We start from the raw sequence: 23,410 nt of genomic DNA on the forward strand, positions 1-23,410 counted from the left end.
GGCCGGCTCCCTGACAGTACACGCAACCGCTTAGACACATGACCGACAGCAATCAACCCGGCTTGTTCGACGAGGCCGCCGGCGAGGCCGACGAGGCCATCACGCTGGCCCGCTACGCCGAGCAGGCCTACCTGGACTACGCCGTTTCCGTGGTTCGCGGCCGCGCGCTGCCCGATGTGGGCGACGGCCAGAAGCCGGTGCAGCGCCGCATCCTCTACGCCATGCAGGACATGGGCCTGGGCCCCGGCGCCAAGCCGGTGAAGTCGGCCCGCGTGGTCGGCGACGTGCTGGGCAAGTATCATCCGCACGGCGACCAGGCCGCCTACGACGCCATGGTGCGCATGGCGCAGGATTTCTCCCTGCGCTATCCGCTCATCGACGGCCACGGCAATTTCGGCTCGCGCGATGGCGACAACGCCGCGGCCATGCGCTACACCGAGGCCCGCCTGACGCCGTTCTCGCGCCTGCTGCTGGACGAACTCGACGAGGGCACGGTCGATTTCGCGCCCAACTACGACGGCAGCCAGCAAGAGCCGCAGATGCTGCCGGCGCGCCTGCCGGTGATGCTGCTCAACGGCGCTTCCGGCATCGCGGTGGGCATGGCCACCGAGATCCCGTCGCACAACCTGCGCGAGATCGCGCAGGCCTGCGTGGCGCTGCTCAAGCAGCCCAAGCTGCCGGACGAGGATTTGTACGCCATGGTGCCGGGGCCGGATTTCGCCGGCGGCGGCCAGATCATCACGCCGGCGGCCGACATCGCGCAGATCTACGCCGGCGGGCGCGGTTCGCTCAAGGCGCGGGCGCGCTGGCAGTTCGAGGAACTGGCGCGCGGCCAGTGGCAATTGGTGGTCCATGAGCTGCCGCCGGGCACCTCGTGCCAGAAGGTGCTGGAAGAGATCGAGGAAATCACCAACCCCAAGGTCAAGGCCGGCAAGAAGAGCCTGACGACCGACCAGCAGCAGGGCAAGGCGGTCATGCTGAACCTGCTGGACGCGGTGCGCGACGAGTCGGGCAAGGACGCGGCGGTGCGCCTGGTGTTCGAGCCCAAGACCTCGCGCGTGGACCGCGACGAGTTCGTCAACACGCTGCTGGCCCAGACCAGCATGGAAAGCAGCGTGCCGGTCAACCTGGTGTGCATCGGCACCGACGGCCGGCCGCGCCAGAAGGGGCTGCGCGACATTCTCACCGAGTGGCTGGCGTTCCGCACCGACACCGTGGTGCGCCGCACCCGCCATCGCCTGGACAAGGTCATCGACCGCATCCATGTGCTGGAAGGGCGCATGGTGGTGTACCTGAACGTCGACGAGGTCATCCAGACCATCCGCGAGTCCGACGAGCCCAAGGCCGCGCTGATGCAGCGCTTCAAGCTGTCCGAGCGCCAGGCCGAGGACATCCTGGAAATGCGGCTGCGCCAGTTGGCGCGCCTGGAAGGCATCAAGATCGAGCAGGAACTGGCCGACAAGCGCGACGAACAGGCGCGCCTGCAGGAACTGCTGGACAACCCCGCCTCGCTCAAGCGCCTGCTGGTCAAGGAGATCGAGGCCGACGCCAAGCAGTACGGCGACGAGCGCCGCACGCTCATCGAGACCGCCGAGCGCGCGGTGCTCGAGACCAAGGTGCTGGACGAGCCGGTCACCGTCATCGTGTCGCAGAAGGGCTGGCTGCGCGCCCGCCAGGGGCACGGCCACGATGCCTCGCAATTCGGCTTCAAGCAGGGCGACGACCTGTACGGCGCGTTCGAGTGCCGCACCACCGACACGCTGATCGCGGTGGGCGACAACGGCCGCGTCTATTCGGTGGCCGTCGCGGGCCTGCCGTCGGCGCGCGGCGACGGGCAGCCGGTCACCACCATGATCGACCTGGAGCCCGGCACGCGCATCGTGCACAGCATCGCCGCGGCGGCCGATACGCGCTGGCTGCTGGCCACCCAGCGCGGCTTCGGCTTCGCGACGCGCCTGGGCGACATGGTGTCGCGCCAGCGCGGCGGCAAGCAGTTCATCACGCTCGAACAGGGCGACGCCCTGCTGCGGCCGGTGCCGCTGTTCGAGGGCGCGCGGCAGCTGGCGCTGCTGTCGGCCAAGGGCAAGTTCCTGGTGTTCGGGCTGGACGAGGTCAAGACGCTGGCGGGCGGCGGCCGAGGCACCATCCTGATCGGCCTGGACGCCGCCGACAAGCTGGCCCAGACCGTGCCCGTGGGGCCGGCCGGCCTGCGCGCCGCCGGCATCTACCGCAACAAGCCGACCGAGGACATCCTGGCCGGCGCGGCGCTCGAGGCCTACGTAGGCAAGCGCGCCCGCAAGGGCCGCGCGCTGGACGTGCGGCCCAAGCAGCCGGTGCTGTCGCCGGTGCTGTGAGGGAACCGCGCGCGCTAGGGGTCTCGCGATAGGTGTCTGACACCCCTATGCCGCGATAGCGGCTTGCCCCGGGGTGTCTCGGGGGTGTCAGGCACCTGACTCCGGACGCCTGGTCACCCGCCTACGTGATAGGTGTCTGACACCCCTATGCCGCGATAGCGGTTTGCCCTGGGTGTCTCGGGGGTGTCAGACACCTGGCTCCAGATGCCTGGTCGCCTGCCTACGTGGTAGGTGTCTGACACCCTCATGCGGCGATCGTGACTTGCCTCGGGGTGTCTCGGGGGTGTCAGACACCTGACTCCGGACACCTGGCCCCCAGGCGCCTGCGCCTTCAGCGCAGGATCGCCACGCCGTCCGCCGCCTTGACTCCCTGGCCCTCGGGCAGCACGAACAGCGGGTTGATCTCCGCCTCGGCCAGTTTGTCCCCGAGCTCCCCGGCCATGTGGGCAAAGGCCAGGATGGCGTCGACCAGGGCCGGGATGTCGGCGCGCGGCGCGCCCCGGTAGCCTTCGAGCAGCGCGCGGGTCTTCAATTGGCCCACCATGGCCTCGGCGTCGGCGCGCGTCAGCGGCAGCAGGCGCAGCGCGGTGTCGTTGAACAGCTCGGCGGCCACGCCGCCCATGCCCAGCAGCACCGCGGGGCCGAGTTGCGGGTCGTGGTGCAGGCCGAGGATCATCTCCACGCCGCCGCGCACCATTTCCTGGACCAGCAGGCCTTCGACCGGCGCGTCGGTGGCGGCACGCACGGCCTGCAGCATGGCCCGGCCGCGCGCCTCGGCGTCAGCCGCCGGCACGCCGACCGCGACGCCGCCGATGTCGCTCTTGTGCGCCAGCTGCCGCGACAACACCTTGATCACTACGCGCTCGCCCAGTGCCGTCGCGGCAGCGGCTGCTTCGGCCGGCGTGGCCGCGATGGCCTCGCGCACGGCGGGAATGCCGAAGCGCGCGAACAGCGCCTTGCTGTCGGCCTCGTGCAATGGGCCGGCCGACAGGGCGCGCACTTGCTTGCCGGCCGCCCGCCATGCGGCCTCGTCGGCCGGCACGCGGCCGGCCGGCGGGGCGGCGGGCGCCGCCCCGCGCGCCAGCATGGCCGCGAAAGCCGATGCGCAGCTCTCGGGCGCCGCGAATGCCGGAATGCCCTGGCGGTTCAGGCCGGCCACGATGTGCGGCGCATGCGGGCTGACGTAGACCAGCACGGGCTTGTCGCTGTCCCGCAGGCAATCGCGCACGGCGCCGGAGACCAGCTCGGGATGCTGCAGCGACGACGACCCGGCGATGACCACCGCGCCATCGTAGCCCGGGCTGGCCAGCAGCGCGCCGAGCGCGCCGCGCAGCAATTCGGGCTTGAGTCCGGCCAGCGTCAGGTCGATCGGATTGCGGCTCAGCACGGCGTCGCCGCCGCTTTCCAGCGCGTCCAGCCGCGCCGCGGTCGTGTCATCGGGGGCGGGCGTGTCCAGGCCGGCCAGGCCGCAGCTGTCGGCCACCAGCGTGCCGGCGCCGCCAGTGGAGGTCAGGATGGCGATGCGCCGGCCCGCCAGCCGCCGGCCGGTGGACAGCGCGGCGGGAATGTCCAGCAAGTCGGCGAAGGTCTGGGCGCGGATCACGCCGCATTGCGCGAACAGCGCGTCGTACATGCGGTCGGCACCGGCCAGTGCGCCGGTATGCGACACCGCCGAGCGCGCGCCGGATTCCGACCGGCCCACCTTGAAGACGACCAGCGGCTTGCCCAGCCGCGCCGCGCGCAGGGCGGCGGCGCGGAAGGCGGCCGGCTTGCGCAGGCCTTCGATATATAGCGCGATCACGGCGGTGGCAGGATCGTCCAGCAGGCACTCGACCAGGTCGGCCACATCCAGGTCGGCCTCGTTGCCGGTCGAGACCAATTTCGAGAAGCCGATGCCGCGGCTGGCGGCGCGCGACAGCATGGCCCCCAGCACGCCGCCGCTCTGCGACACGACGGCGATCGGGCCGCGCTGCAGGTCGTCCATTTCCAGCGCGCCGCTGGCCGACAGCGTGATGCCGTCGGTCAGGTTGACCAGGCCGATGGTATTGGGCCCCAACAGCGGCATGTCGCCGGCGGCCTCGCGCAGCGCGCGCTGGCGCTCGGCGCCTGCGGCGCCGGTTTCCTGGAAACCGCTGGCCAGCACGACGGCCGCGCCGGCGCCGCGCTCGGCCAGGTCGCGCACGGCCTGCGCCGCGCGCGCGGCGCCCAGCAGCACCAGGCCCACGTCGGGCGCCTCGGGCAGGGACGCCACGTCGGCATAGCAGGGCAGGCCGGCGATCGTGTCGCTGCGCGGGTTCACCGGGTAGATCCGGCCTCCGTAGCCGTGCTTCTGCAGATAGGCGATCGGGCGGCCGGCGGTCTTGGCGGACTCCGACGAAGCGCCGATCACGGCCACGCTGCGCGGCCGCAGCAGAGAGTCGAGTTGTCGCATCGCCTGTCTACCCCTTGGCCGCGGTCTTGGCCAGGAACGCCGCCACCGAGGCCCGGTGTTCGGCCGTGGTATAGCAGACTGCCTGGGCCTGGCTGCTCATGGCGAACGATTGCTCGGCGCTCAGTTCGAAGGTCTGGTTCAGCATGGTCTTGGACAGCGCCAGCGCCGTCGGCGAGCCGTGCGACAGCTCGGCCGCCCAGACGCGCGCCTGGGCCAGCAGCGTATCGGCCGTGGCGATGCGGTCGATCATGCCCAGCGCCAGCGCCTCGTCGGCCGCCACGCGCCGGCCGGAGAAGATCAGTTCCTTGGCGCGCGCCAGGCCCACCCGGCGCGGCAGGAAATACATGCCGCCGCCGTCGGGGATCAGGCCCCGGTGGATATACGTCATCGACAGGTGCGCGCAGTCGGCCGCGATGACGAAATCGCACGACAGCGCCATGTCGCAGCCCAGCCCGGCGGCGGCGCCGTTGACGGCGGCGATGGTGGGCTTGGGCAGCTTGAACAGCGCGGTCACGGCATGATGGGTGCGCTGCTGGCGCTTCCAGCCGTTGAAGGCGACTTCGCCGGCCGGGGCGTCCAGGCGCGCCTGCATGCCCTTGATGTCGCCGCCGGCGCAGAAGGCCGGGCCGGCGCCGGTCACCACCAGCGCGCGTATCGCCGGGTCGCGCGCGGCGCGGTCGAGCGCCTCCAGCAGTTCGCCGCGCATGGCGTCGTCGATGGCATTGCGCACGGCGGGACGGTTCAGCGTCAGCACGCCGATGCCGTCCTCCACGCTGAGCAGGATGGCGGCGGTGGGCGGGGTGTCGATAGAGGACATGGTCGATCCGGATGACAGGGGATAGGATGGAAGGTCAGTTCTGCTGCAGATGGGCGTCGCGCACCACCTGGCTCCAGCGCTGTTGCTCGGCTTTGACGTAGCTGGATAATTGCTGCGGCGGGCCGGCGTCGACCACCAGGCCTTCTTCGGCCACGCGCTCCTGGAAGGCCGGGGCCTGCACCGCGCGGGCGATGGCCGCGTGCAGGCGCTGCACCGCGGCGTCCGGCGTGCCGGCCGGCGCATAGACGCCGTACCAGCTTTCCGCCTGGTAGCCCGGCACGCCCGCCTCGGCCACGGTGGGCAGGTCGGGGAAGGCTTGCGAGCGCTCTGCCGACGTGACCGCCAGCGCGCGCAGCTTGCCGCTCTTGATGTGGGACGCGACGCTCGCCACCGTGGTGAACATGAGCTGGATCTGCCCGCCCATCAGGTCGTTCAGCGCCGGCGCGCTGCCTTTGTAGGGCACGTGCACCAGGTCGACCTTGGCCAGGTTCTTGAACAGCTCGCCGGCCAGGTGCGCCGAGGTGCCATTGCCGAACGATCCATAGTTGAGCGTCCCGGGCTTGGCGCGCGCCGCGTCGAGCAGGTCCTGGACGCTGTGGAACGGCGAATTCGGGTTGACCACCAGCACATTGGGCGAGTGCGCCACCAGCGCCACCGGCGTGAAGGCGCGCTCGGTGTCATACGGCAGATTCTTGTGCAGCGACGGGTTGACGGCGTGGGCGAAGGTAGCCATGACCAGCGTATAGCCATCGGGCTCGCTGCGCGCGACGAACTGGGTGCCGATCACCGTGCCGGCCCCGGGCCGGTTCTCGACGATGACGGTCTGGCCCAGGTCGCGGCCCATGCCTTCGGCCAGGACGCGCGAGACGATGTCGGTGCCGCCGCCGGGCGCGAAGGGCACTACCAGGGTGACGGGGCGTTCGGGAAAGGCGGCCTGCGCGGAAGCGCTGCCCAGCGCCAGGGCGGCCGTGGCCAGCGCGCAGGCCAGCAGCCGCGGCGCGCGGCGCGTCCGGCCGGGGAAAGGGAAAAGCGACATGGCTGTCTCCAGGATTTTTCGTCGGGGTTCCGTCGAGGGGCGGAACTGCAGCGAAATTGTGGGACGGCCGGGCGGGTGCGGACAATCAACAATTTGTCCGCCCCAGACTGACTTATTGTTGGGCTCGGGGTTCCGTTTGCGCCAGCGTCTGCAACAGCCAGGCGCGGAAGATGCGCAGCGCCGGCGATTCGCGCCGCCCGCGGGGACGCACCAGGTAGTAGCCGCCCGGCAGCGTGTGCGTCAGGGCAAAGGGCGCCACCAGCGCGCCCGAGTCCAGGTAGCGCCCGACCAGCGCGCGGATGCCGATGGCGCAGCCCACGCCCTGGATGGCGGCCTCGTAGGCCATGGCGGAGTTCTCGAACTTCAGCACGCGCAGGCCGGCATCGCCGCGGCCGGCCGCCGCCAGCCAGGCCGACCAGTCGTCCGGCCGCGCCAGCGAATGCAGCAGCGTGACGCGCCGCAAGTCGCCGGGGCCGCGCAGGCCGCCCACCGTCTTCAACAGGGCCGGACTGACCACCGGCAGCAGCTCGATGGGCGCGAGGAAGTCGCTTTCGTAGTCGGGCCAGGCGCCGGTGCCCGAGCGGATCGCGGCATCCAGGTCGCGATGCGCGAAATCCACGGCCTGGGTCGAGGCCGACAGGCGCACCTCGATGCCCGGATTCTTTTCGTGAAAGCGCGACAGGAGCGGAATCAGGCCATGCTGCGCGAAGGTGGTGTAGGCCTGGATGGCCAGCACGTCGGGGCGGTTGCGGCGGCTGACCAGCGCGGCCGCGTGCGAGATCTCGTCGAACGCGCGCCCCACCGCAGGATAGAAGCGCGCGCCCGCGTCGGTGAGTTCGATGGAGCGCGGGCCGCGCGTGAACAGCTCCACGCCCAGGTAGCCTTCCAGCACCCGCACCTGGCGGCTGATGGCGACCTGGGTGACGTTCAATTCTTCGGCCGCCCGGGTGAAGCTGAGCAGGCGCGCGGCCGCCTCGAAGGCGCGCAACGGGTTGAGCGGGACGGGAACGCGTTTCATGGGGCGATTCTAATCGCCGGCGGGGCCCGCCTTCAGTTCGCGCCGCAGGATCTTGCCCACCGGCGAGCGCGGCAAGTCGTCGCGGAACTCCACGTGGCGCGGCACCTTGTAGCGGGTCAGGTGAGCGCGGCAATGCGCGATCAGGGCCTGGGCGTCCAGCGCCGGGTCGCGGCGGATGACGAACAGCTTGACGGCCTCGCCCGAGCGGGCGTCGGGCACGCCCACCGCTGCCACTTCGCGCACGCCCGGATGCAGCGCCGCGACGTCCTCGACCTCGTTGGGGTACACATTGAAGCCCGACACCAGTATCAGGTCTTTCTTGCGGTCCACCAGGAACACATAGCCGCGCTCGTCCACGTAGCCCATGTCGCCGGTGCGCAGGAAGCCGTCGGGATGAAAGGCCAGGGCGGTTTCGTCGGGGCGGTTCCAGTAGCCCGTCATGACCTGCGGGCCGCGCACGCACAGCTCGCCCGTCTGGCCCACCGGCAGTTCGCGGCCGTCGTCGTCGCGTACCGACAGCTCGGTCGAGGGCACGGGCAGGCCGATGGAGCCGGTGAATTCCGGCGCATCCAGCGGGTTGATGGTGACGGCCGGGGCGGTCTCGGTCAGCCCATAGGCCTGCGCCAGCGTCACGCCGGTGGTCTCGCGCCAGCGCTGCGCGACCGCGCGCTGCACGGCCATGCCGCCGCCCATGGTCAGGCGCAGGCGGGAGAAGTCCAGCCGCGCGAAGCCGGGCTGGTTCAAGAGCGCGCAGAACAGCGTGTTGACGCCGGTAATGGCGCTGAAAGGCGTCTTGCGCAGGGCCTTGATGAAGGCCGGCAGGTCGCGCGGGTCGGCGATCAGCAGGTTGCGCGCGCCCAGCTTGAGGAAGACCAGGCAATTGGCGGTCAGCGCGAACACATGGTAGAGCGGCAGCGCCGTGACGACGCACTCCTCGCCTTCGCGCACCAGGTCGCGCACCCAGGCGTGCGCCTGGCACAGGTTGGCCAGCATGTTGCCGTGGCTCAGCACCGCCGCCTTGGCCACGCCGGTGGTGCCGCCCGTGTATTGCAGGAAGGCCGGGTCGGCCCGCGTCAGCGCGGGCGCCTGCCAGGGCAGCCGATGGCCGGCGGCCAGCGCCCGGCCCAGCGGCACCGCGCCCGGCAGCGACCAGGCGGGCACTTTGCGCTTGACGTGCCGCACCGCGAAATCGACCGCGCGCCCCTTCAGCGGTCCCAGCAGTTCGCCCACCGAGGTGGTGACAATGTGCCGCAGCGGGGTCTGCGGCAGCGCGCGCTGCAGGGTGTGGGCGAAGTTCTCGGCGATGACGATGGTCTCGGCGCCGGCATCCGCCAACTGGTGGGCCAGTTCATGCGCGGTGTAGAGCGGATTGCAGTTGACCACGGCGCAACCCGCCCGCAGCGCGCCGAACAGGCACACGGGATACTGCAGCAGGTTGGGCAGCATGAGCGCCACCCGGTCGCCCCGCCGCACGCCGCGCGACTGCAGCCAGGCCGCGAAGTCGCGCGACAGGCGGTCCAGCCGCGCGTAGCTGAGCGTGGCGCCCATGCTGATGTAGGCCGGCAGGCCGGCGAAGCGCCGGCAACTGTCGTCCAGCACGGTCAGCAGCGAGTCGTACGGCGAGGTGTCGATCTCGGCGGGCACGCCGGGCGGATAACTGTCGAGCCAGATCCGTTCCATATTGTTCGCTCGGCCTCCTCAGGGGCCGGGCGGCGCGCCTGCGGCGGCGCCGGCCCGGGCCTTGTTCTTGTAGAACTGCTTGTCGGCGATGTACACCGTGCGCTCGACCACCGCGTACACCACGCCCTCGCGGTCCTTGAGCTCGACCACGTACAGGCGGGTGGTCTCGTGCCGGCGCGCCAGCTCGGCGCGTATGGCGGCGATGTCGGCGCGGTCGATGCGGAAGTCGGCATACAGCGTGCGGTAGGCCGGCTTGCGGTAGCGGATGGTGGCCGCCTTGTCCCATACGATGGCGCCCGACCCGAGCGCCGACATCAGCAGCGTGGGATGGGCGCCGTCGGTTACCGCGAACAGCGAGCCGCCGTACATCGAGCCGACGATGTTGCGCGTGCGCCGCACCAGCGGCAGCTTGATGCGCAAATGCGTGAAGTCCGGCGAAACGTGCACGACGCGCCCGCCAGTGGCCCGGAAGGCCGGATGCAGGTTGAACCCGGCCCGCATCAGGCGGGCCCGCCACCTGGGCGGCAGCTTCTGGAACCAGTACGGTTTCACGGCGGCTAGAGGGCCTCGAAGATGCCGGCCGCGCCCATGCCGGTGCCCACGCACATGGTCACCATGCCGTACTTGCCGCCGGTGCGGCGCAGGCCGTGCACCACCGTCGCGGTGCGGATCGCGCCGGTGGCGCCCAGCGGGTGCCCGAGCGCAATCGCGCCGCCCAGCGGGTTGACCTTGGCGGCGTCGAGCTGCAGGTCGCGGATGACGGCCAGGGACTGCGCGGCGAAGGCTTCGTTCAGCTCGATCCAGTCGAGATCCTGCTGGGCGATGCCGGCGCCGGCCAGCGCCTTGGGAATGGCGAGCTTGGGGCCGATGCCCATGATTTCCGGCGGCACGCCGGCCACCGCGAAGCCGGCGAAGCGCGCCAGCGGCGCCAGGTTGAGCTCGCGCACGACCCGTTCGGACACCAGCACCACGGCCGCGGCGCCGTCGGACATCTGCGAACTGTTGCCGGCGGTGACCGAGCCGCGCGCCGCGAAAACAGGCCGCAGCTTGGCCAGCGCTTCGGCGCTGGTGTCGGGGCGCGGGCCTTCGTCGCGCTCGGCCACGCGTTCGGCGGCGCGTACTGCGCCCGCTTCGCCCGGCAGGTGCGACACCACGGTATAAGGGGTGATCTCGGCGTCGAAGTATCCCGCCGCGATGGCGGCGCAGGCCTTCTGGTGCGACGCCAGCGCGAAGGCGTCCTGGTCTTCGCGCGAAATGTTCCATTGCGCCGCGACTTTCTCGCCGGTCAGGCCCATGCCGTAGGCCATGCCGAGATGCTCGTCGCCGGCGAAGATGGCGGGGTTGATGGCGACCTTGTTGCCCATGATCTGCGGCATGGCGCTCATGGATTCGGTGCCGGCGGCGATCATCACGTCGGCCGCGCCCAGGCGGATGCGCGCCGCCGCGTCGGCCACGGCCTGCAGGCCCGAGGCGCAGAAGCGATTGACCGTCACGCCGGGCACGTTGTCCGGCAGGCCGGCCAGCAGCAGGCTCATGCGCGCCACGTTCATGCCTTGCTCGGCCTCGGGCATGGCGCAGCCGGCGATCACGTCCTCGACGCGCGCCGGGTCCAGCGCCGGCACCTGGGCCAGGGCGGCGCGCAGCGCGGCGGCCAGCATGTCGTCGGGGCGCGTGGTGGCGTAGATGCCGTTGCGCTTGCCCACCGGCAGGCGGGTGGCGGCCACGATATAGGCGTCCTGGATCTGTTTGCTCATCTTGGTTCCTCAGTTGCGCAGCGGTTTGCCGGTTTCCAGGGTGTGGCGGATGCGCGCCTGCGTCTCGGGCGTGCGCAGCAGCGCCACGAACTCGCGGCGCTCCACGGCCAGCAGCCATTCCTCGTCGACGCGCGTGCCGGCCTCGACTTCGCCGCCGCACAACGCCACGGCAGCGGCATGCGCGACCCGGTAATCGTGCGCGCTGATCATGCCGCCTTCGCGCATGTTGACCAGCACCATGTCGAAATTGGCGATGCCGGTGCGCCCGGCCACCGGCACCGCGCGCGGCCGCGGCGGCGGCGCGTGGCCGGCATCGGCCGCCGCGCGCGCCTGGCGCAGGGCCACCCACAGCAATTCGTCGGGATGGAACACCACCGGGTCGCCGGCTTGCGCGTAGCCCATGTCGATGGCGTGCAGCGCGCTCTTGGCGACCTGTGCGGTGGCAATGTTCTGGAATACCGGTTGCAGGTGCGGGAAGACTTCGGCCGGCGTGGCGGTGGTGGCGGCCAGGGCGGCGGCGCGCACCGCCAGCGCCTTGCTGCCGCCGCCGGCCGGCACCAGGCCGACCCCGGCCTCGACCAGGCCGACGTAGCTTTCGAGCGCCAGCACGCGATGGCTGCAGTGCATCAGGAATTCGCAGCCGCCGCCCAGCGCCATGCCTTGCACGGCGGCCACGGTGGGCACGCGCGCGTAGCGCAGCGCCAGCGAGGCGCGCTGGAATTTCTCGACCGTGGCTTCCAGCAGGTCGAACTGGCCGGCGGCGCAGGCCTGCGCCACCTGCGCGAGGTTGGCGCCCACCGCGAACGGCGCGTCATGCCACAGCACCAGGGCGTCGAGCTCGCGCTCGCTGTGGGCGACCGCGTGCATGACGCCGTCCAGCACCTCGGCGCCGATCGTGTGCATCTTGGAAGTGAACGACAGGATGCCGATGCCGGCATCGAGTTCGGGCAGGTGCCACAGGCGCACGCCGTCGTTTTCCCATAGCGTCGCGCCGCGCGTGGCGGCGGCCTCGCCAGCCACCCGTTCCGGGAACAGCTGGCGCGCATAGACGGGCAGCGTCGAGCGCGGCTGCGGCTGGCCGGTGCGCGGCGAGTACGAGCCTTGCTCGCCGTGCACGCCGGCGCGGCTGTCTTCGCGCGCCCAGGCCGGCAGCGGCGCGCCGCTCATGGCGCGGCCGGCGGCGATATCCTCGGAAACGGCGGCGGCAATGGCCTGCCAGCCGGCGGCCTGCCAGGTTTCGAACGGCCCCTGCGACCAGCCGAAGCCCCAGCGCATGGCCAGGTCCAGGTCGCGCGCGTTGGCGGCGATGTGCTCGAGCTGGAATGCGCTGTAGTGGAAGATGTCGCGGAACAGGCTCCAGAGGAACTGCGCCTGCGGGTGCGCGCTGGCGCGCAGCGCGGCAAAGCGCTGCGCCGGCTCGCGCTGCTTGAGGATGGCGTCGACCTCGTCGGCCACCGCGCCGGCCGCGGGCCGGTAGTCGCCGGCGGCCGGGTCCAGCACGCGGATCTCCTTGCCGACCTTGCGATATACGCCCGCGCCGCTTTTCTGGCCCAGCGCGCCGCGCGCGATCAGGGCGTCGAGCCAGGCGGGCAGGTGGAAATGCGCATGCCACGGGTCGTCCGGCAGCTTGTCGCGCATGGTTCCCACCACGTGGGCCAGCGTATCCAGGCCGACCACATCCGCCGTGCGGTAGGTGGCGCTCTTGGGCCGGCCGATCCTGGGGCCGGTCAGGGCGTCGACTTCGTCGAAGCCCAGGCCCAGGCGCTCGGTATGGTGCAGCGCCGCCAGGATGGAGAACACGCCGATGCGGTTGGCGATGAAATTGGGCGTATCCAGCGCGCGCACCACGCCCTTGCCCAGCCGCGTGGTCAGCCAGCTTTCGAGTTCGTCGAGCACGGCGGGCCGGGTGTGCGGCGTGGCGATCAGTTCCACCAGCCGCATGTAGCGCGGCGGGTTGAAGAAGTGCACCCCGCAGAAGCGCGCGCGCAGCGCGGCGGGCAGGGCGTCGGCCAGTTCGCCGATCGACAGGCCGGAGGTGTTGGAGGCCACGATGGCGTCCGCCGCGACATGCGGCGCGATGCGCTCGTACAGCGCCGTCTTCCAGTCCATGCGTTCGGCGATGGCCTCGATCACCAGGTCGCAGCCGGGCAGGCGGTCGAGATGGTCGTCGTAGTTGGCCGGCGTGATCAGGTCCAGGCGCGACGGGCTGGCCAGCGGCGCCGGCTCGAGCTTTTTCAGGCCGGCCAGCGCCTTGTTGGCGATGGCATTGCGGTCGCCTTCCTTGGCGGTCAGGTCGAACAGGGTGACCGGCACGCCGGCGTTGGCCAGGTGCGCGGCGATCTGCGCGCCCATGACGCCGGCGCCGAGCACGGCGGCGTGTTTGACGATGAACTTGCTGCTCAAAATGGTCTCCTTGAGGCGGCGGGCGCGCGGCCGGGCCAGCGGCCGCGGCCATGCGCCGCGGGTGTGCCCGATGCGGCCGTCAGAACCGGGTGGACACCTGGATGCCCAGGATGTTCCCCTTGCTGCGGTAATCGCCGGCGACGCGCCCCTTGGTGAGCGCGCTGCCCGAGTCGGTGTCGATGTCGGTGTCGCGCAGATACAGGTAGGTGTAGCCGACGTCGATGCGCGTGTCCTTGCTTGCCTGGTACTGTACCCCCGTCGAGAACCACCAGCGGTCGGTGTCGGGCAGCGAGGTGGGGCGGTCGGACGGGTTGTGCACGGGGGACTGGTCCCAGGCCACGCCGAAGCGCCATTTCCATTTCGGCGCGAACTGGTAGTTGGCGCCCAGGGCGACCCGCCAGCTGTCGCGGAACTCGAGCGGCAGCGTGTCGGTGGGGCCGCCGTCGTTCTTGATCTTCAGTTCCTGGATGCTGCTCCAGCCCGTCCATGATACGTCGGCCAACAGTTCCCAGCGTTCGTTCAGCTGGTGCGCGGCGCTCAGGATCAGCGTATCGGGCAGGTCGACCGAGGCCTCGGCGTCGTACGACAGCGAACGGCCCGGCGCGAACCCGTCGATGTCCGTGTCGCCCTTGGCCTTGTGCTTGATCTTGGACCGGTAGGACAGGCCGATGCGGGTGTCCTCGGTGGGCTGCAGCATGATGCCGGCATTCCATCCCCACGCGTCGCCGTCCAGGTTCAGGTCGGCGTCGCCCGGCAGGAACGGCCCCATGGGCGTGACCGGCACCACCACTTTCTTGGTGTATTGCGCGTCGATGTACTGGTAGTTCAAGCCGAAGCCGATCGAGAACTGGTCGTTGACCTTGTAGGCCACCGACGGGTTGATATTGATGGTCTTGATGTCGAACTTGGTGGAATGGTATTGGCCGACCCAGTCGTCGTCGTATTCGGTCATCAGGCCGAACGGCGCTCCCATGCCGACGCCGACGAACCATTTTTCCGTGAGCTGCCACGAGAAGTACGCATTGGGCACCACGCCCAGGTTGCCGGCATCGCCGCCGTTGCCGCCGGTGGGCGCGCCGCCGCCCAGCGCCAGCGGGTTGCGGCTGTTGCCGTTGTCGCGGAACTTGAACGACGGCCAGATGGCGTTGACGCCGGCCGACACGCTGAAGCCGGGCAGGTAGGTCATGCCCGCCGGGTTGAAGTAGATGGTGCTGGCGTTCTCGGCGACCGCGGCCGAGCCGGCATAGGCATTGCCCAGGCCGCTGGCGTTCTGTTCAAGCAGCTGGAATCCCGCCGCATGGACGACGCCCGTGCCCGCCGCCGCAAGCGCGGCGGACAGGGTGGTCAATGCCAATGTTGCTTTCTTCATGGTGTGTCTCCTCCTTCAGGCGGCAAAAAGCTTGTCTCGCTGCGTTGGCGTGTTGTGATTTATGGCGCCGGCGGCGGCGCGGCGGCCGCGGCCCGGTCGGTTGTCCTGGCGGCAACGGGCGCGCTGGCCGTCGCGTGATAGTGCAGTGGTCCGCCGGTAAAGGGGGCGAAGCCGGTGCCGAAGACCACGCCGGCGTCGGCCAGGTCGGCGTCGGCCACCACGCCGTCGCGCACCTGTTGCCGGGCGCGCTCGATGAGCGGACGCACCAGGCGCAGCGCCAGTCCGGCCGGCGGCGTGGCGGCCTGGCCCTTGCCGGGCTTGCCGTCTTGCCACGTGTAGAAGCCGCGGCCGGTCTTGCGGCCCAGGTCGTTGCGCGCGACGCGTCCGGCCAGGCAGCGCGGCGGCTCGGCCTGGTCAGTGAGCTGGCGGCCGGCCGCCATGGCGATGTCCAGGCCGACGGTGTCGGCCAGCTCGAGCGGCCCCATGGGCATGCCGAAATCCGTCATGGCGCGATCGATGGTCTCGGGCGCCAGCCCTTCGTCGACGCAACGCATGGCCTCGAGCAAATAGGGGGCCAGCACCGCGTTGACCAGGAAGCCCGGCGCGTCGCGCACCGGCAGCGGCAGCTTGCCGATCTGGCCGACGAAGGCGCAGGCGCGCGCCTGCGCGTCGTCGCCGTCCGCGCCGGCCTGCACCACTTCGACCAGCGGCATCTTGGCCACGGGGTTGAAGAAGTGAATGCCGACCAGCCGCCCGGGCTGCGCCAGGCCCTGGCGCAGCGTGGCCAGCGACAGGCTCGAGGTGTTGGTGGCCAGCAGCGCGCCCGGCTTCAGGCGCGGTTCGATGGCGCGGTAGAGCGCCTGCTTGGCCTCGGCCTGTTCGGTGATGGCCTCGATGACCAGGTCGGCGCGCGCCACCCCGGCGCCGGCGGGATCGGGCGTCAGCCGGTCGGCCGCGGCCCGCGCGGCGCGCGGGTCCTTGAGCTTGCGCGTGAACAGGTCGGCGGCGCGGCCGATGGCCGGCGCGATGCGCGCCGCGTCCTGGTCTTGCAGGGTGACGGCCAGGCCCTTCAGCGCGCACCAGGCGGCGATGTCGCCGCCCATGGTGCCGGCGCCGACCACGTGCACGTGCCTGATCGGCGCGGCGTCGGCGGCCGGCTTGCCGTTGGCCTTCAGGCGTTCTTGCAGCCGGAACACGCGCAGCAGGTTGCGCGCGGTGTTGGAGGTAAGGATGCGGTCGACGATGTCGGGCGCGCGCAGGGCATTGCCGCCGTGGCGCGCCCACAGCGTGACGATGGCGGCGGCCGCCGGATAGTGGCCCTGTGGATCCTTGGCGGCGACTTGGCGCAGCGCGCGCCGCTCGACCAGTAGCTTGAGCGGCCAGCGGTCCAGCCAGCCGGCCGGGCCGCGCGCGCGCCGCGGCGCCTTGCCCGAGCGCACCTGGGCGCGGGCCGCCGCGTCGGCCAGCCGGGGCGGCACTTTGGCATCGACCAGGCCCAGCGCCGCGGCCCTGCGCGCGTCGGCCGGGCGACCGGTCAGCATCATGTCGAGCGCCGCCGGCGGGCCGATTAGGGCCGGCAGGCGGCGCATGCCGCCCCAGCCGGGGAAGATGCCGAGCATGACCTCGGGCAGCGCCAGCGACGTGCCGGGCTCGTCGACGGCCAGGCGGTAGCGGCAGGCCAGGGCCAGTTCCAGCCCGCCGCCCAGGCAGTGGCCGCGGATCAGGGCCAGCGTGGGGTAGGGCACGGCGGCCAGGCGGTTGAACAGGTGCCAGCCGCGCTCGACCAGCGCGCGCGCCTGTTCGGCAGTGCGCAGTTCGGAGAATTCGTCGACGTCGGCGCCGGCGATGAAGCCGGCTGCCTTGCCGGAGCGGACCACCAGGCCTTGCGGGGGATCGGCCTGCAAGGCGTCGAGCACGGCGGAGAGTTCGGCCATGACCTCGGCCGACAGGGCATTGACCGCGGCGCCGGCCCGGTCCAGCGTGAGCCAGGCCAGCCCGTCGGCATGGCGTTCGAGCCGCCAGTGGCGCCAGGCGTGGGGCGTTGCGGTGTTCATGGGGTGGCCTCCGTCTCGACCAGCATGGCGCCGCCCTGGCCGCCGCCGATGCAGATAGCCGCCACGCCGCGCCGCAAGCCGCGTGCCCGCAGCGCCTGCAGCAGGTGCAGCACGATGCGGGCGCCCGAGGCGCCGACCGGATGGCCCAGCGCGATGGCGCCGCCATCGACGTTGAGGCGGGCCTGGTCGAGCGGGCCCCAGGCGCCGGTGCCCAGGTGCTCGCGGCAGTATGTTTCATCTTCCCACGCCGCCAGGCAGCCAAGGACTTGCGCGGCGAAGGCTTCGTTGATTTCCCACAAGTCCGGATCGTTGAGCGCCAGCCCATGGCGTTGCAGGATGGGCGTGGCCGCATGCACCGGGCCGAGGCCCATCTGGGCCGGGTCGAGCCCGGCCCACTGCGTGTCCACGATGCGGCCCAGCGGTTGCAGGTTCCAGCGCCGGACGGCCTCTTCCGAGGCCAGCAGCAGCAGGGCCGCGCCGTCGGTAACTTGCGAGCTGTTGCCGGCGGTGATGTTGCCCCACGGCTTGTCGAACACCGGCCGCAGCTTGGCGAGCCGTTCCGGCGTGGAGTCGTCGCGCACGCCGTCGTCTTCGGCGTACAGCGTCCCGCGCGCATCCATCAGCGGCACGATTTCGTCGAGCGCCCCGGCGGCCCGGGCGGCCAGCACGCGCGCATGGCTGCGCGCCGAGTAGGCGTCCATCGCGGCGCGGTCGATGCCGAAGCGCGTGGCGAGGTTCTCGGCGGTCTGGCCCATCGACAGGCCCACCACCGGGTCGGTCAGGCCCTTGACCAGCCCGATGACCGGCGCCAGGCCGCGCCACGGGAAGGCGCGCAGCGCGGCCAGCCGCTGGCCCGCGCCGCGCGAGGCATACCAGCGCGCCAGCCAGCGCGTCATGGCGTCGGACACCAGCAGCGGCGCGCGCGACAGGGCATCCACGCCGCCGGCCAGCACCAGCGAGGCGCGGCCGGTCTGGATATCGGCGATGGCCGAATCGAGCGCCTGCATGCCCGAGGCGCAATTGCGCATGACCGTCCAGCCGGGCACGCGATGGCCGCAGCCAAGGCGCAGCGCGATGACGCGGCCGATATTGACTTCGTCGGGCGAGGGCGCCGCGCAGCCGATGATGACTTCGTCCAGGTCGGAGGGCGCGAAGGGCTGGCGCAGCAGCAGCGCGCGCCCGGCCTGCACCGCGAGGTCGGCGGCCGAGAACGGGCCGGGCGCGTTGCGCGCCTTCAGGAAAGGGCTGCGCGCGCCGTCCACGACATAGATGGGAGTGGGCGTCATGGGGGCTCCTTTGCGGATATCCTACGCCGCTTTGCGCTGCGCGCCAGGCTGGAGCGCGCCGGTGATGCCAAAATCAAACGGAAAGTCATCGACGCGGATCACCTGGTCGCGCAGCGCATCGCGGCGCTTGATCAGTTCGTAGTCCTGGCGCTCGATGCCGCCCGCCGCATAGGCCGCGTCGGCCAGGTCGCGCACATTGGCGCGCGGGTCGCCGTCGAGCGCGCCGGTCTTTTCGTAGGCGCGCAGCCGCGCGTCGGCCAGCTCGGCCGCCAGCGTGGCGGCCAGGGCCTGTTCGAGCGCGCCGACCGGCTCGTCGGCGCCGGCGGGCAGGTGGCAGCTGGCAGTCAGGCGATCGCGCGCCGCGCCGGGCTCGGTGAGCAGGCGCGCGACCTGCTGGCCGAGCGCATCGGAGGGCGCGCGCTGCGGCTGGCCCCAGGGAAACACCACGCGGCGCAGCATCCAGGCCATGGAACGGCGCGGCAGGTTTTCCAGCACGCCATCGAAGGCCTGCTGCACGCGCAACAGGGCGTCCTGCAGCGCCCAGTGCGCCAGCGGCGCGTCGGCGGCCTGCCGGCCGTCGTCCTCGAAGCGCTTGAGCACCGCCGAGGCCAGGTACATCTGCGAGAGAATGTCGCCCAGCCGCGCCGACAGGCGCTCGCGGCGCTTGAGGCTGCCGCCCAGCAGCGCCATCGATGCGTCGGACAGCAACGCGAAAGCGCATGAATAGCGGCTCAGCTGCCGGTAATAGCGGTGCATCTCGGGCGCCGCGGCGGCCGGCACGCGGGCCAGGCGCGCGCCGGTCAGCGCATGGCCCGCGGCGCGCAGGGCGTTGCCGGCCACGAACGCCACGTGGCGCCAGAATGCGCGGTCGAACGCATGCAGGCCGCGCCGCGCGTCGGCGTCGCCGGCGGCCCGCATTTCCGCCAGCACATAGGGATGGCAGCGGATCGCGCCCTGGCCGAAGATGATCAGGCTGCGCGTCAGGATGTTGGCGCCTTCCACCGTGATGCCCACCGGCACCTGCTGGTAGGCGCGGCCCAGGAAGTTGGACGGCCCCAGGCAGATGCCCTTGCCGCCGATCACGTCCATGCCGTCGTTGACCACCTGGCGCGCGCGTTCGGTGACGTGGTATTTCACGATGGCCGATACCACCGAGGGCTTTTCGCCCAGGTCCACCGCGCCGGCGGTCATGACGCGCGCCGCGTCCATCAGGTAAGTGTGGCCGCCGATGCGCGCCAGCGCTTCCTCGACGCCCTCGAAGCGGCCCACCGGCGTGCGGAACTGGCTGCGCACGCGGGCGTAGGCGCCCACGGCCCGCGCGGCCAGCTGCGACATGCCGGTGTTCGAGGCGGGCAGCGAAATCGAGCGGCCGGCGGCCAGGCATTCCATCAGCATGCGCCAGCCCTGGCCGGCCATGGCCGGGCCGCCGATGATGAAGTCCAGCGGCATGAACACATCGGTGCCGCGCGTCGGGCCGTTCATGAACATGGCGTTCAGCGGAAAATGCCGGCGCCCCGTTTCCACGCCGGGGTGGTCGTGCGGCACCAGCGCGCAGGTAATGCCTACGTCGGCCGGCCCGCCCAGCAGGCCGTCCGGGTCGTAGAGCCGGAACGCCAGGCCCAGCAGCGTGCAGACCGGCGCCAGCGTGATGTAGCGCTTGTCCCAGGTGACGCGCATGCCGAGCACTTCGCGGCCTTGCCAGAGGCCTTTGCAGACGATGCCGCGATCGGGGATGGCGGCCGCGTCGGAGCCGGCCCACGGGCTGGTCAGCGCGAAGGCGGGCACTTCCTCGCCGCGCGCCAGGCGCGGCAGGTAATGGTGCTTCTGTTCCTCGGTGCCGTAGTGCAGCAGCAATTCGGCCGGCCCCAGCGAATTGGGCACCATGACCGACACGGCCAGCGCCGACGAACGGGTCGACAGCCGGGTCACCACCTGCGAATGCGCGTAGGCCGAAAAGCCCAGGCCGCCGTATTCGCGTGGAATGATCATGCCCAGGAAACCGTTGCGCTTCAGGTAGTCCCAGGTCTCGGCGGACAAGTCATAGCGCTTGTGGGTGACGTCCCAGTCGTCGACCAGGCGGCAGGCTTGCTCGGTTTCGTTGTCCAGGAAGCGCTGTTCGTCCTCGGTCAGGCGCGGGCGCGGCAGGGCCAGCAGGCGGGCCCAGTCCGGGCGGCCCCGGAACAGCTCGCCTTCCCACCATACGGTGCCGGCCTCCAGCGCGTCGCGCTCGGTATCGGACATTTGCGGCAGCACCTTGCGGTAGGCATTGAACAGGGGCCGGGATAGTAGCGCGCGCCGGACCGGCCGCACGCCAAGTAGGACGGCGGCCAGGGCCGCCAGGATGCCGACCGTAAGCAAGAAACCGCTCATATCGTCTTGTCTCCGTTATATGCGTGCGCGGGCGGGGTCAGCCCGCGGGATGTTGCGGCAGCGGGGCGCGCAGGCCGCCCAGCAGGAAACTCATCAGGCGCGGCAGCAGCCGTTCGGGGTCGTGCTCGCGGTCGGTGTCTTCCAGGCTCCAGCCCATGGCCAGCCGCAGCACTTCCGTGCCCACGATGGCGTACGAGGTGGCCCCCAGCATGAATTGGAAGCGCCAGATCACTTCGGCGCGCGGCACGTCGGGCAGGGCCTTGAACAGCGCCGCCTGGTAACGCTCCATCACGTCCGCGTATTCCTCCGCCACCAGCGCGCGGATGAACCCGGTCGGGTCGGTCATGGTGCGTTCGAGCAGCGGCAGGAAGTTCTTGCCGGCGTGATCGGGGCTGGCGGCCAGGCGCAGCAGCGTGCCGAAGAAGGCGTCGACGATTTGCGACGGCTTGAGCGGCTGGCCCGCGGCGCGCGCCTCGAGTTCGTCGAGCAGGCGCAGGCGTTCCTGGTTCAGCACCGCCAGGCGGCGCTTGAGCACGGCTTGCACCAGGGCTTCTTTCGAGCCGAAGTGGTAATTGACCGCCGCCAGGTTGACCCCGGCCTCGCTGGTGATCTGCCGCATCGAGGTGCCGTCGTGCCCCTGCCGGGCAAACAGGGCCTCGGCCGTGTCCAGGATGACTTCGCGGGTGGAAGGGGAACTGAGTTCGCTCATGGTCGAATTCATTCAAACGTTCGTTTTAACTAAGATTATAGGAATGCCCGCGCGGAATGCCAGTCCGCATTAACCCCAATAAGAGGGGTGGCGTCGCCGCCCGCGCGACAAAACCCCAATGGGAGGCGGGTCGCGCCCGGCAAGCGGGTGCCGGAGCGGTTACAGTCATGGCTGGCGCCGCGGCGAAATGCGGCGCGGCTATGCAGAGGTTTTGCCATGAATGATTCGTCCCATTTGCCGCCGGCGCACTGGAACCTGGACAGCATCGTCTCGGGGTTGCGGGCCGCGCGCGTCGACTGGCGCGGCCCGCGCGGGCGCCTGCGCGAAGACGCCGGGAACCGCGAATTCCCTTCGCAGGAAAGCCTGCGCGTCATCGTGCGGCAACTGTGCGGGGCCCTGTTTCCCATGCGCCTGGGTCCCATCGACCTGCGCGAAGAAGTCGAGGACTTCTACGTCGGGCACACCATCGGCGCCGCGCTCGACGCCTTGCTGCACCAAGTCTGCCTGGAGCTGCACCACATGGGCCGCAACGCGCCCGAGGCCGAGCCGGAGGCCAGCCTGCGCGCGCGCGCCACGCAGATCGTGCGGCAGTTCGGCGCCGCCTTGCCGCAGGTGCGGCGCGCGCTCGACCTGGACGTGACCGCCGCCTACCAGGGCGACCCGGCCGCGCACAGCGTGGACGAGGTGCTGTTGTGCTATCCCGGCGTCAGCGCCATGATCCACCACCGGCTGGCCAGCGTGCTCTACAAATTGGGCGTGCCCATGCTGGCGCGCATCGTGGCCGAGATCGCCCACGCCGACACCGGCATCGACATCCATCCCGGGGCCACCATCGGCAAGAGCTTTTTCATCGACCACGGCACCGGCGTGGTGATCGGCGAGACCGCCATCATCGGCGACCGCGTGCGGCTCTACCAGATGGTGACCCTCGGGGCCAAGCGCTTCCCGCCGGGCGAGAACGGCGAGCTCAAGAAGGGGCTGCCGCGCCACCCGATCATCGAGGACGACGTGGTGATCTACGCGGGCGCCACCATCCTGGGACGCGTCACCATCGGGCGCGGCTCGACCATCGGCGGCAATGTCTGGCTGACGCGCAGCGTACCGCCCGGCAGCAATGTCACGCAGGCCAGCCTGGTCAGCGACATGCCCGACTGCGGGCTGGGCGGCGCCTAGGGTTCGATGGACCAGCCCGCCCGCGCATCGGCCGCTCCGCCGGCCCGGCACGCGAACGCGCCGGACCTGGCCGCGCTGGGCCGGTTCATCGATGGCCACGCCGGCCTGTTCGTGTTGACGGGGGCTGGCTGCAGCACCGGTTCCGGCATTCCCGATTACCGCGATGCCGACGGCCAATGGAAGCGCAGCCCGCCCATCGATTTCCAGGCGTTCATGGGCAGCGAGCAGGCGCGGGCGCGCTACTGGGCGCGCAGCGCCGTGGGCTGGCGCCGCTTCGGCAAAGTGCGGCCGAATGCCGCGCACCGCGCCCTGGCGTGGCTCGAGGCGCAAGGCCGGCTGGCGTTGCTGGTCACGCAGAACGTCGATGGCCTGCACCAGGCCGCCGGCAGCCGCGAGGTGCTGGACCTGCACGGGCGGCTCGACGAAGTGCGCTGCATGCGCTGCGACTGGCGCGGCCCGCGCGCCGCGTGGCAGGTGGAACTGGACGGCCGCAATCCCGGCTGGGCCATGCTGGATGCGGCCGACGCCCCCGACGGCGATGCCGACCTGGAGGGCGTCGATTTCGCGTCCTTCGACGTGCCGGCCTGTCCGCGCTGCGGCGGCATCGTCAAGCCCGACGTGGTGTTCTTCGGCGAAAGCATTCCGCCCGAGCGCGGCGCCCGGGCGCGCGCCGCGCTGGCGCGGGCCGGCGCGGTGCTGGTGGTGGGGTCGTCATTGATGGTGCATTCCGGCTACCGCTACGTGCGCGCGGCGGCCGACGCGGGCCTGCCCATCGCGGCCCTGAACCTGGGCCGCACGCGCGCCGACGCCTTGTTCAGCCTGAAAGTGTCGCGTCCCTGTGCGCCGGCGCTTGATGCGCTGTACGGCCCGTTCACCGCGCAAGCCTGATCGCAAACTGCAAGTGCTTGGCCCGCCTGGGTTTTTTGTGGATGGCCCCAGGCTGTCCATAGGGTTGT

General features: G+C 71.1%; 16 protein-coding genes. 3 read left to right on the forward strand and 13 right to left on the reverse strand.

Annotation, left to right across the window (positions count from 1 at the left end; genetic code table 11):
- Positions 1-38 precede the first annotated feature (38 nt).
- Complete coding sequence (gene parC, locus ACKTT0_RS16605) at positions 39-2,354, forward strand: DNA topoisomerase IV subunit A (protein ID WP_407850915.1); 2,316 nt, start codon at positions 39-41, stop codon at positions 2,352-2,354.
- Positions 2,355-2,685: 331 nt separating this feature from the next.
- Here parC and ACKTT0_RS16610 read toward each other — a convergent pair whose 3' ends face one another.
- From ACKTT0_RS16610 to ACKTT0_RS16670, 13 genes are all read right to left on the reverse strand, one after another.
- On the reverse strand, positions 2,686-4,785 hold the full coding sequence (locus ACKTT0_RS16610) for an acetate--CoA ligase family protein (RefSeq protein ID WP_407850916.1): 2,100 nt from the start codon (positions 4,783-4,785) through the stop codon (positions 2,686-2,688).
- Positions 4,786-4,792: 7 nt separating this feature from the next.
- Complete coding sequence (locus ACKTT0_RS16615; protein WP_407850917.1) at positions 4,793-5,602, reverse strand: enoyl-CoA hydratase/isomerase family protein; 810 nt, start codon at positions 5,600-5,602, stop codon at positions 4,793-4,795.
- Between the two features lie 34 nt (positions 5,603-5,636).
- Positions 5,637-6,638, reverse strand: coding sequence for a tripartite tricarboxylate transporter substrate binding protein (locus ACKTT0_RS16620; RefSeq protein ID WP_407850918.1), 1,002 nt, complete (start codon positions 6,636-6,638; stop codon positions 5,637-5,639).
- Between the two features lie 112 nt (positions 6,639-6,750).
- A complete protein-coding gene (locus ACKTT0_RS16625) occupies positions 6,751-7,656 on the reverse strand; it encodes a LysR substrate-binding domain-containing protein (protein ID WP_407850919.1) in 906 nt (301 codons plus the stop codon).
- Between the two features lie 9 nt (positions 7,657-7,665).
- Entirely contained in the window at positions 7,666-9,336 is a 1,671-nt protein-coding gene (locus ACKTT0_RS16630) for an AMP-binding protein (protein WP_407850920.1), read from the reverse strand.
- 18 nt (positions 9,337-9,354) lie between these two features.
- The gene (locus ACKTT0_RS16635; protein ID WP_407850921.1) at positions 9,355-9,888 is read right to left on the reverse strand and encodes a PaaI family thioesterase; all 534 of its coding nucleotides are present in this window, start codon (positions 9,886-9,888) and stop codon (positions 9,355-9,357) included.
- Positions 9,889-9,893: 5 nt separating this feature from the next.
- Entirely contained in the window at positions 9,894-11,090 is a 1,197-nt protein-coding gene (locus ACKTT0_RS16640; RefSeq protein WP_407850922.1) for an acetyl-CoA C-acyltransferase, read from the reverse strand.
- Positions 11,091-11,099: 9 nt separating this feature from the next.
- On the reverse strand, positions 11,100-13,493 hold the full coding sequence (locus tag ACKTT0_RS16645; protein ID WP_407850923.1) for a 3-hydroxyacyl-CoA dehydrogenase/enoyl-CoA hydratase family protein: 2,394 nt from the start codon (positions 13,491-13,493) through the stop codon (positions 11,100-11,102).
- A gap of 79 nt (positions 13,494-13,572) precedes the next feature.
- The gene (locus tag ACKTT0_RS16650) at positions 13,573-14,862 is read right to left on the reverse strand and encodes an OmpP1/FadL family transporter (RefSeq protein WP_407850924.1); all 1,290 of its coding nucleotides are present in this window, start codon (positions 14,860-14,862) and stop codon (positions 13,573-13,575) included.
- A gap of 59 nt (positions 14,863-14,921) precedes the next feature.
- Entirely contained in the window at positions 14,922-16,916 is a 1,995-nt protein-coding gene (locus ACKTT0_RS16655) for a 3-hydroxyacyl-CoA dehydrogenase NAD-binding domain-containing protein (protein ID WP_407850925.1), read from the reverse strand.
- Complete coding sequence (locus ACKTT0_RS16660; RefSeq protein ID WP_407850926.1) at positions 16,913-18,202, reverse strand: acetyl-CoA C-acetyltransferase; 1,290 nt, start codon at positions 18,200-18,202, stop codon at positions 16,913-16,915. Before ACKTT0_RS16660 ends, ACKTT0_RS16655 begins: the two co-directional genes overlap by 4 nt.
- A gap of 21 nt (positions 18,203-18,223) precedes the next feature.
- The gene (locus ACKTT0_RS16665) at positions 18,224-20,572 is read right to left on the reverse strand and encodes an acyl-CoA dehydrogenase (protein ID WP_407850927.1); all 2,349 of its coding nucleotides are present in this window, start codon (positions 20,570-20,572) and stop codon (positions 18,224-18,226) included.
- A 37-nt stretch (positions 20,573-20,609) separates the two neighbouring features.
- Complete coding sequence (locus ACKTT0_RS16670; protein WP_407850928.1) at positions 20,610-21,281, reverse strand: TetR/AcrR family transcriptional regulator; 672 nt, start codon at positions 21,279-21,281, stop codon at positions 20,610-20,612.
- 216 nt (positions 21,282-21,497) lie between these two features.
- On the opposite strand from ACKTT0_RS16670, the gene epsC reads away from it, so the two are divergent.
- Positions 21,498-22,454, forward strand: a complete 957-nt coding sequence (gene epsC / locus ACKTT0_RS16675) for a serine O-acetyltransferase EpsC (RefSeq protein WP_407850929.1) — start codon at positions 21,498-21,500, stop codon at positions 22,452-22,454.
- Positions 22,455-22,460: 6 nt separating this feature from the next.
- A complete protein-coding gene (locus tag ACKTT0_RS16680; protein ID WP_407850930.1) occupies positions 22,461-23,342 on the forward strand; it encodes an NAD-dependent protein deacetylase in 882 nt (293 codons plus the stop codon).
- The last annotated feature ends 68 nt before the right edge of the window (positions 23,343-23,410 follow it).

It is taken from the genome of Bordetella saccharivorans, assembly GCF_045862855.1.
GTDB lineage: Bacteria > Pseudomonadota > Gammaproteobacteria > Burkholderiales > Burkholderiaceae_B > Bordetella_A > Bordetella_A petrii_F.

What these genes read in the sequence shown, in the direction of transcription:
- parC (WP_407850915.1), top strand. Translation starts at nt 39, where the DNA reads ATGACCGACAGCAATCAACCCGGCTTGTTCGACGAGGCCGCCGGCGAG.
- ACKTT0_RS16610 (WP_407850916.1), bottom strand. Translation starts at nt 4,785, where the DNA reads ATGCGACAACTCGACTCTCTGCTGCGGCCGCGCAGCGTGGCCGTGATC.
- ACKTT0_RS16615 (WP_407850917.1), bottom strand. Translation starts at nt 5,602, where the DNA reads ATGTCCTCTATCGACACCCCGCCCACCGCCGCCATCCTGCTCAGCGTG.
- ACKTT0_RS16620 (WP_407850918.1), bottom strand. Translation starts at nt 6,638, where the DNA reads ATGTCGCTTTTCCCTTTCCCCGGCCGGACGCGCCGCGCGCCGCGGCTG.
- ACKTT0_RS16625 (WP_407850919.1), bottom strand. Translation starts at nt 7,656, where the DNA reads ATGAAACGCGTTCCCGTCCCGCTCAACCCGTTGCGCGCCTTCGAGGCG.
- ACKTT0_RS16630 (WP_407850920.1), bottom strand. Translation starts at nt 9,336, where the DNA reads ATGGAACGGATCTGGCTCGACAGTTATCCGCCCGGCGTGCCCGCCGAG.
- ACKTT0_RS16640 (WP_407850922.1), bottom strand. Translation starts at nt 11,090, where the DNA reads ATGAGCAAACAGATCCAGGACGCCTATATCGTGGCCGCCACCCGCCTG.
- ACKTT0_RS16650 (WP_407850924.1), bottom strand. Translation starts at nt 14,862, where the DNA reads ATGAAGAAAGCAACATTGGCATTGACCACCCTGTCCGCCGCGCTTGCG.
- ACKTT0_RS16655 (WP_407850925.1), bottom strand. Translation starts at nt 16,916, where the DNA reads ATGAACACCGCAACGCCCCACGCCTGGCGCCACTGGCGGCTCGAACGC.
- ACKTT0_RS16660 (WP_407850926.1), bottom strand. Translation starts at nt 18,202, where the DNA reads ATGACGCCCACTCCCATCTATGTCGTGGACGGCGCGCGCAGCCCTTTC.
- ACKTT0_RS16665 (WP_407850927.1), bottom strand. Translation starts at nt 20,572, where the DNA reads ATGAGCGGTTTCTTGCTTACGGTCGGCATCCTGGCGGCCCTGGCCGCC.
- ACKTT0_RS16670 (WP_407850928.1), bottom strand. Translation starts at nt 21,281, where the DNA reads ATGAGCGAACTCAGTTCCCCTTCCACCCGCGAAGTCATCCTGGACACG.
- epsC (WP_407850929.1), top strand. Translation starts at nt 21,498, where the DNA reads ATGAATGATTCGTCCCATTTGCCGCCGGCGCACTGGAACCTGGACAGC.
- ACKTT0_RS16680 (WP_407850930.1), top strand. Translation starts at nt 22,461, where the DNA reads ATGGACCAGCCCGCCCGCGCATCGGCCGCTCCGCCGGCCCGGCACGCG.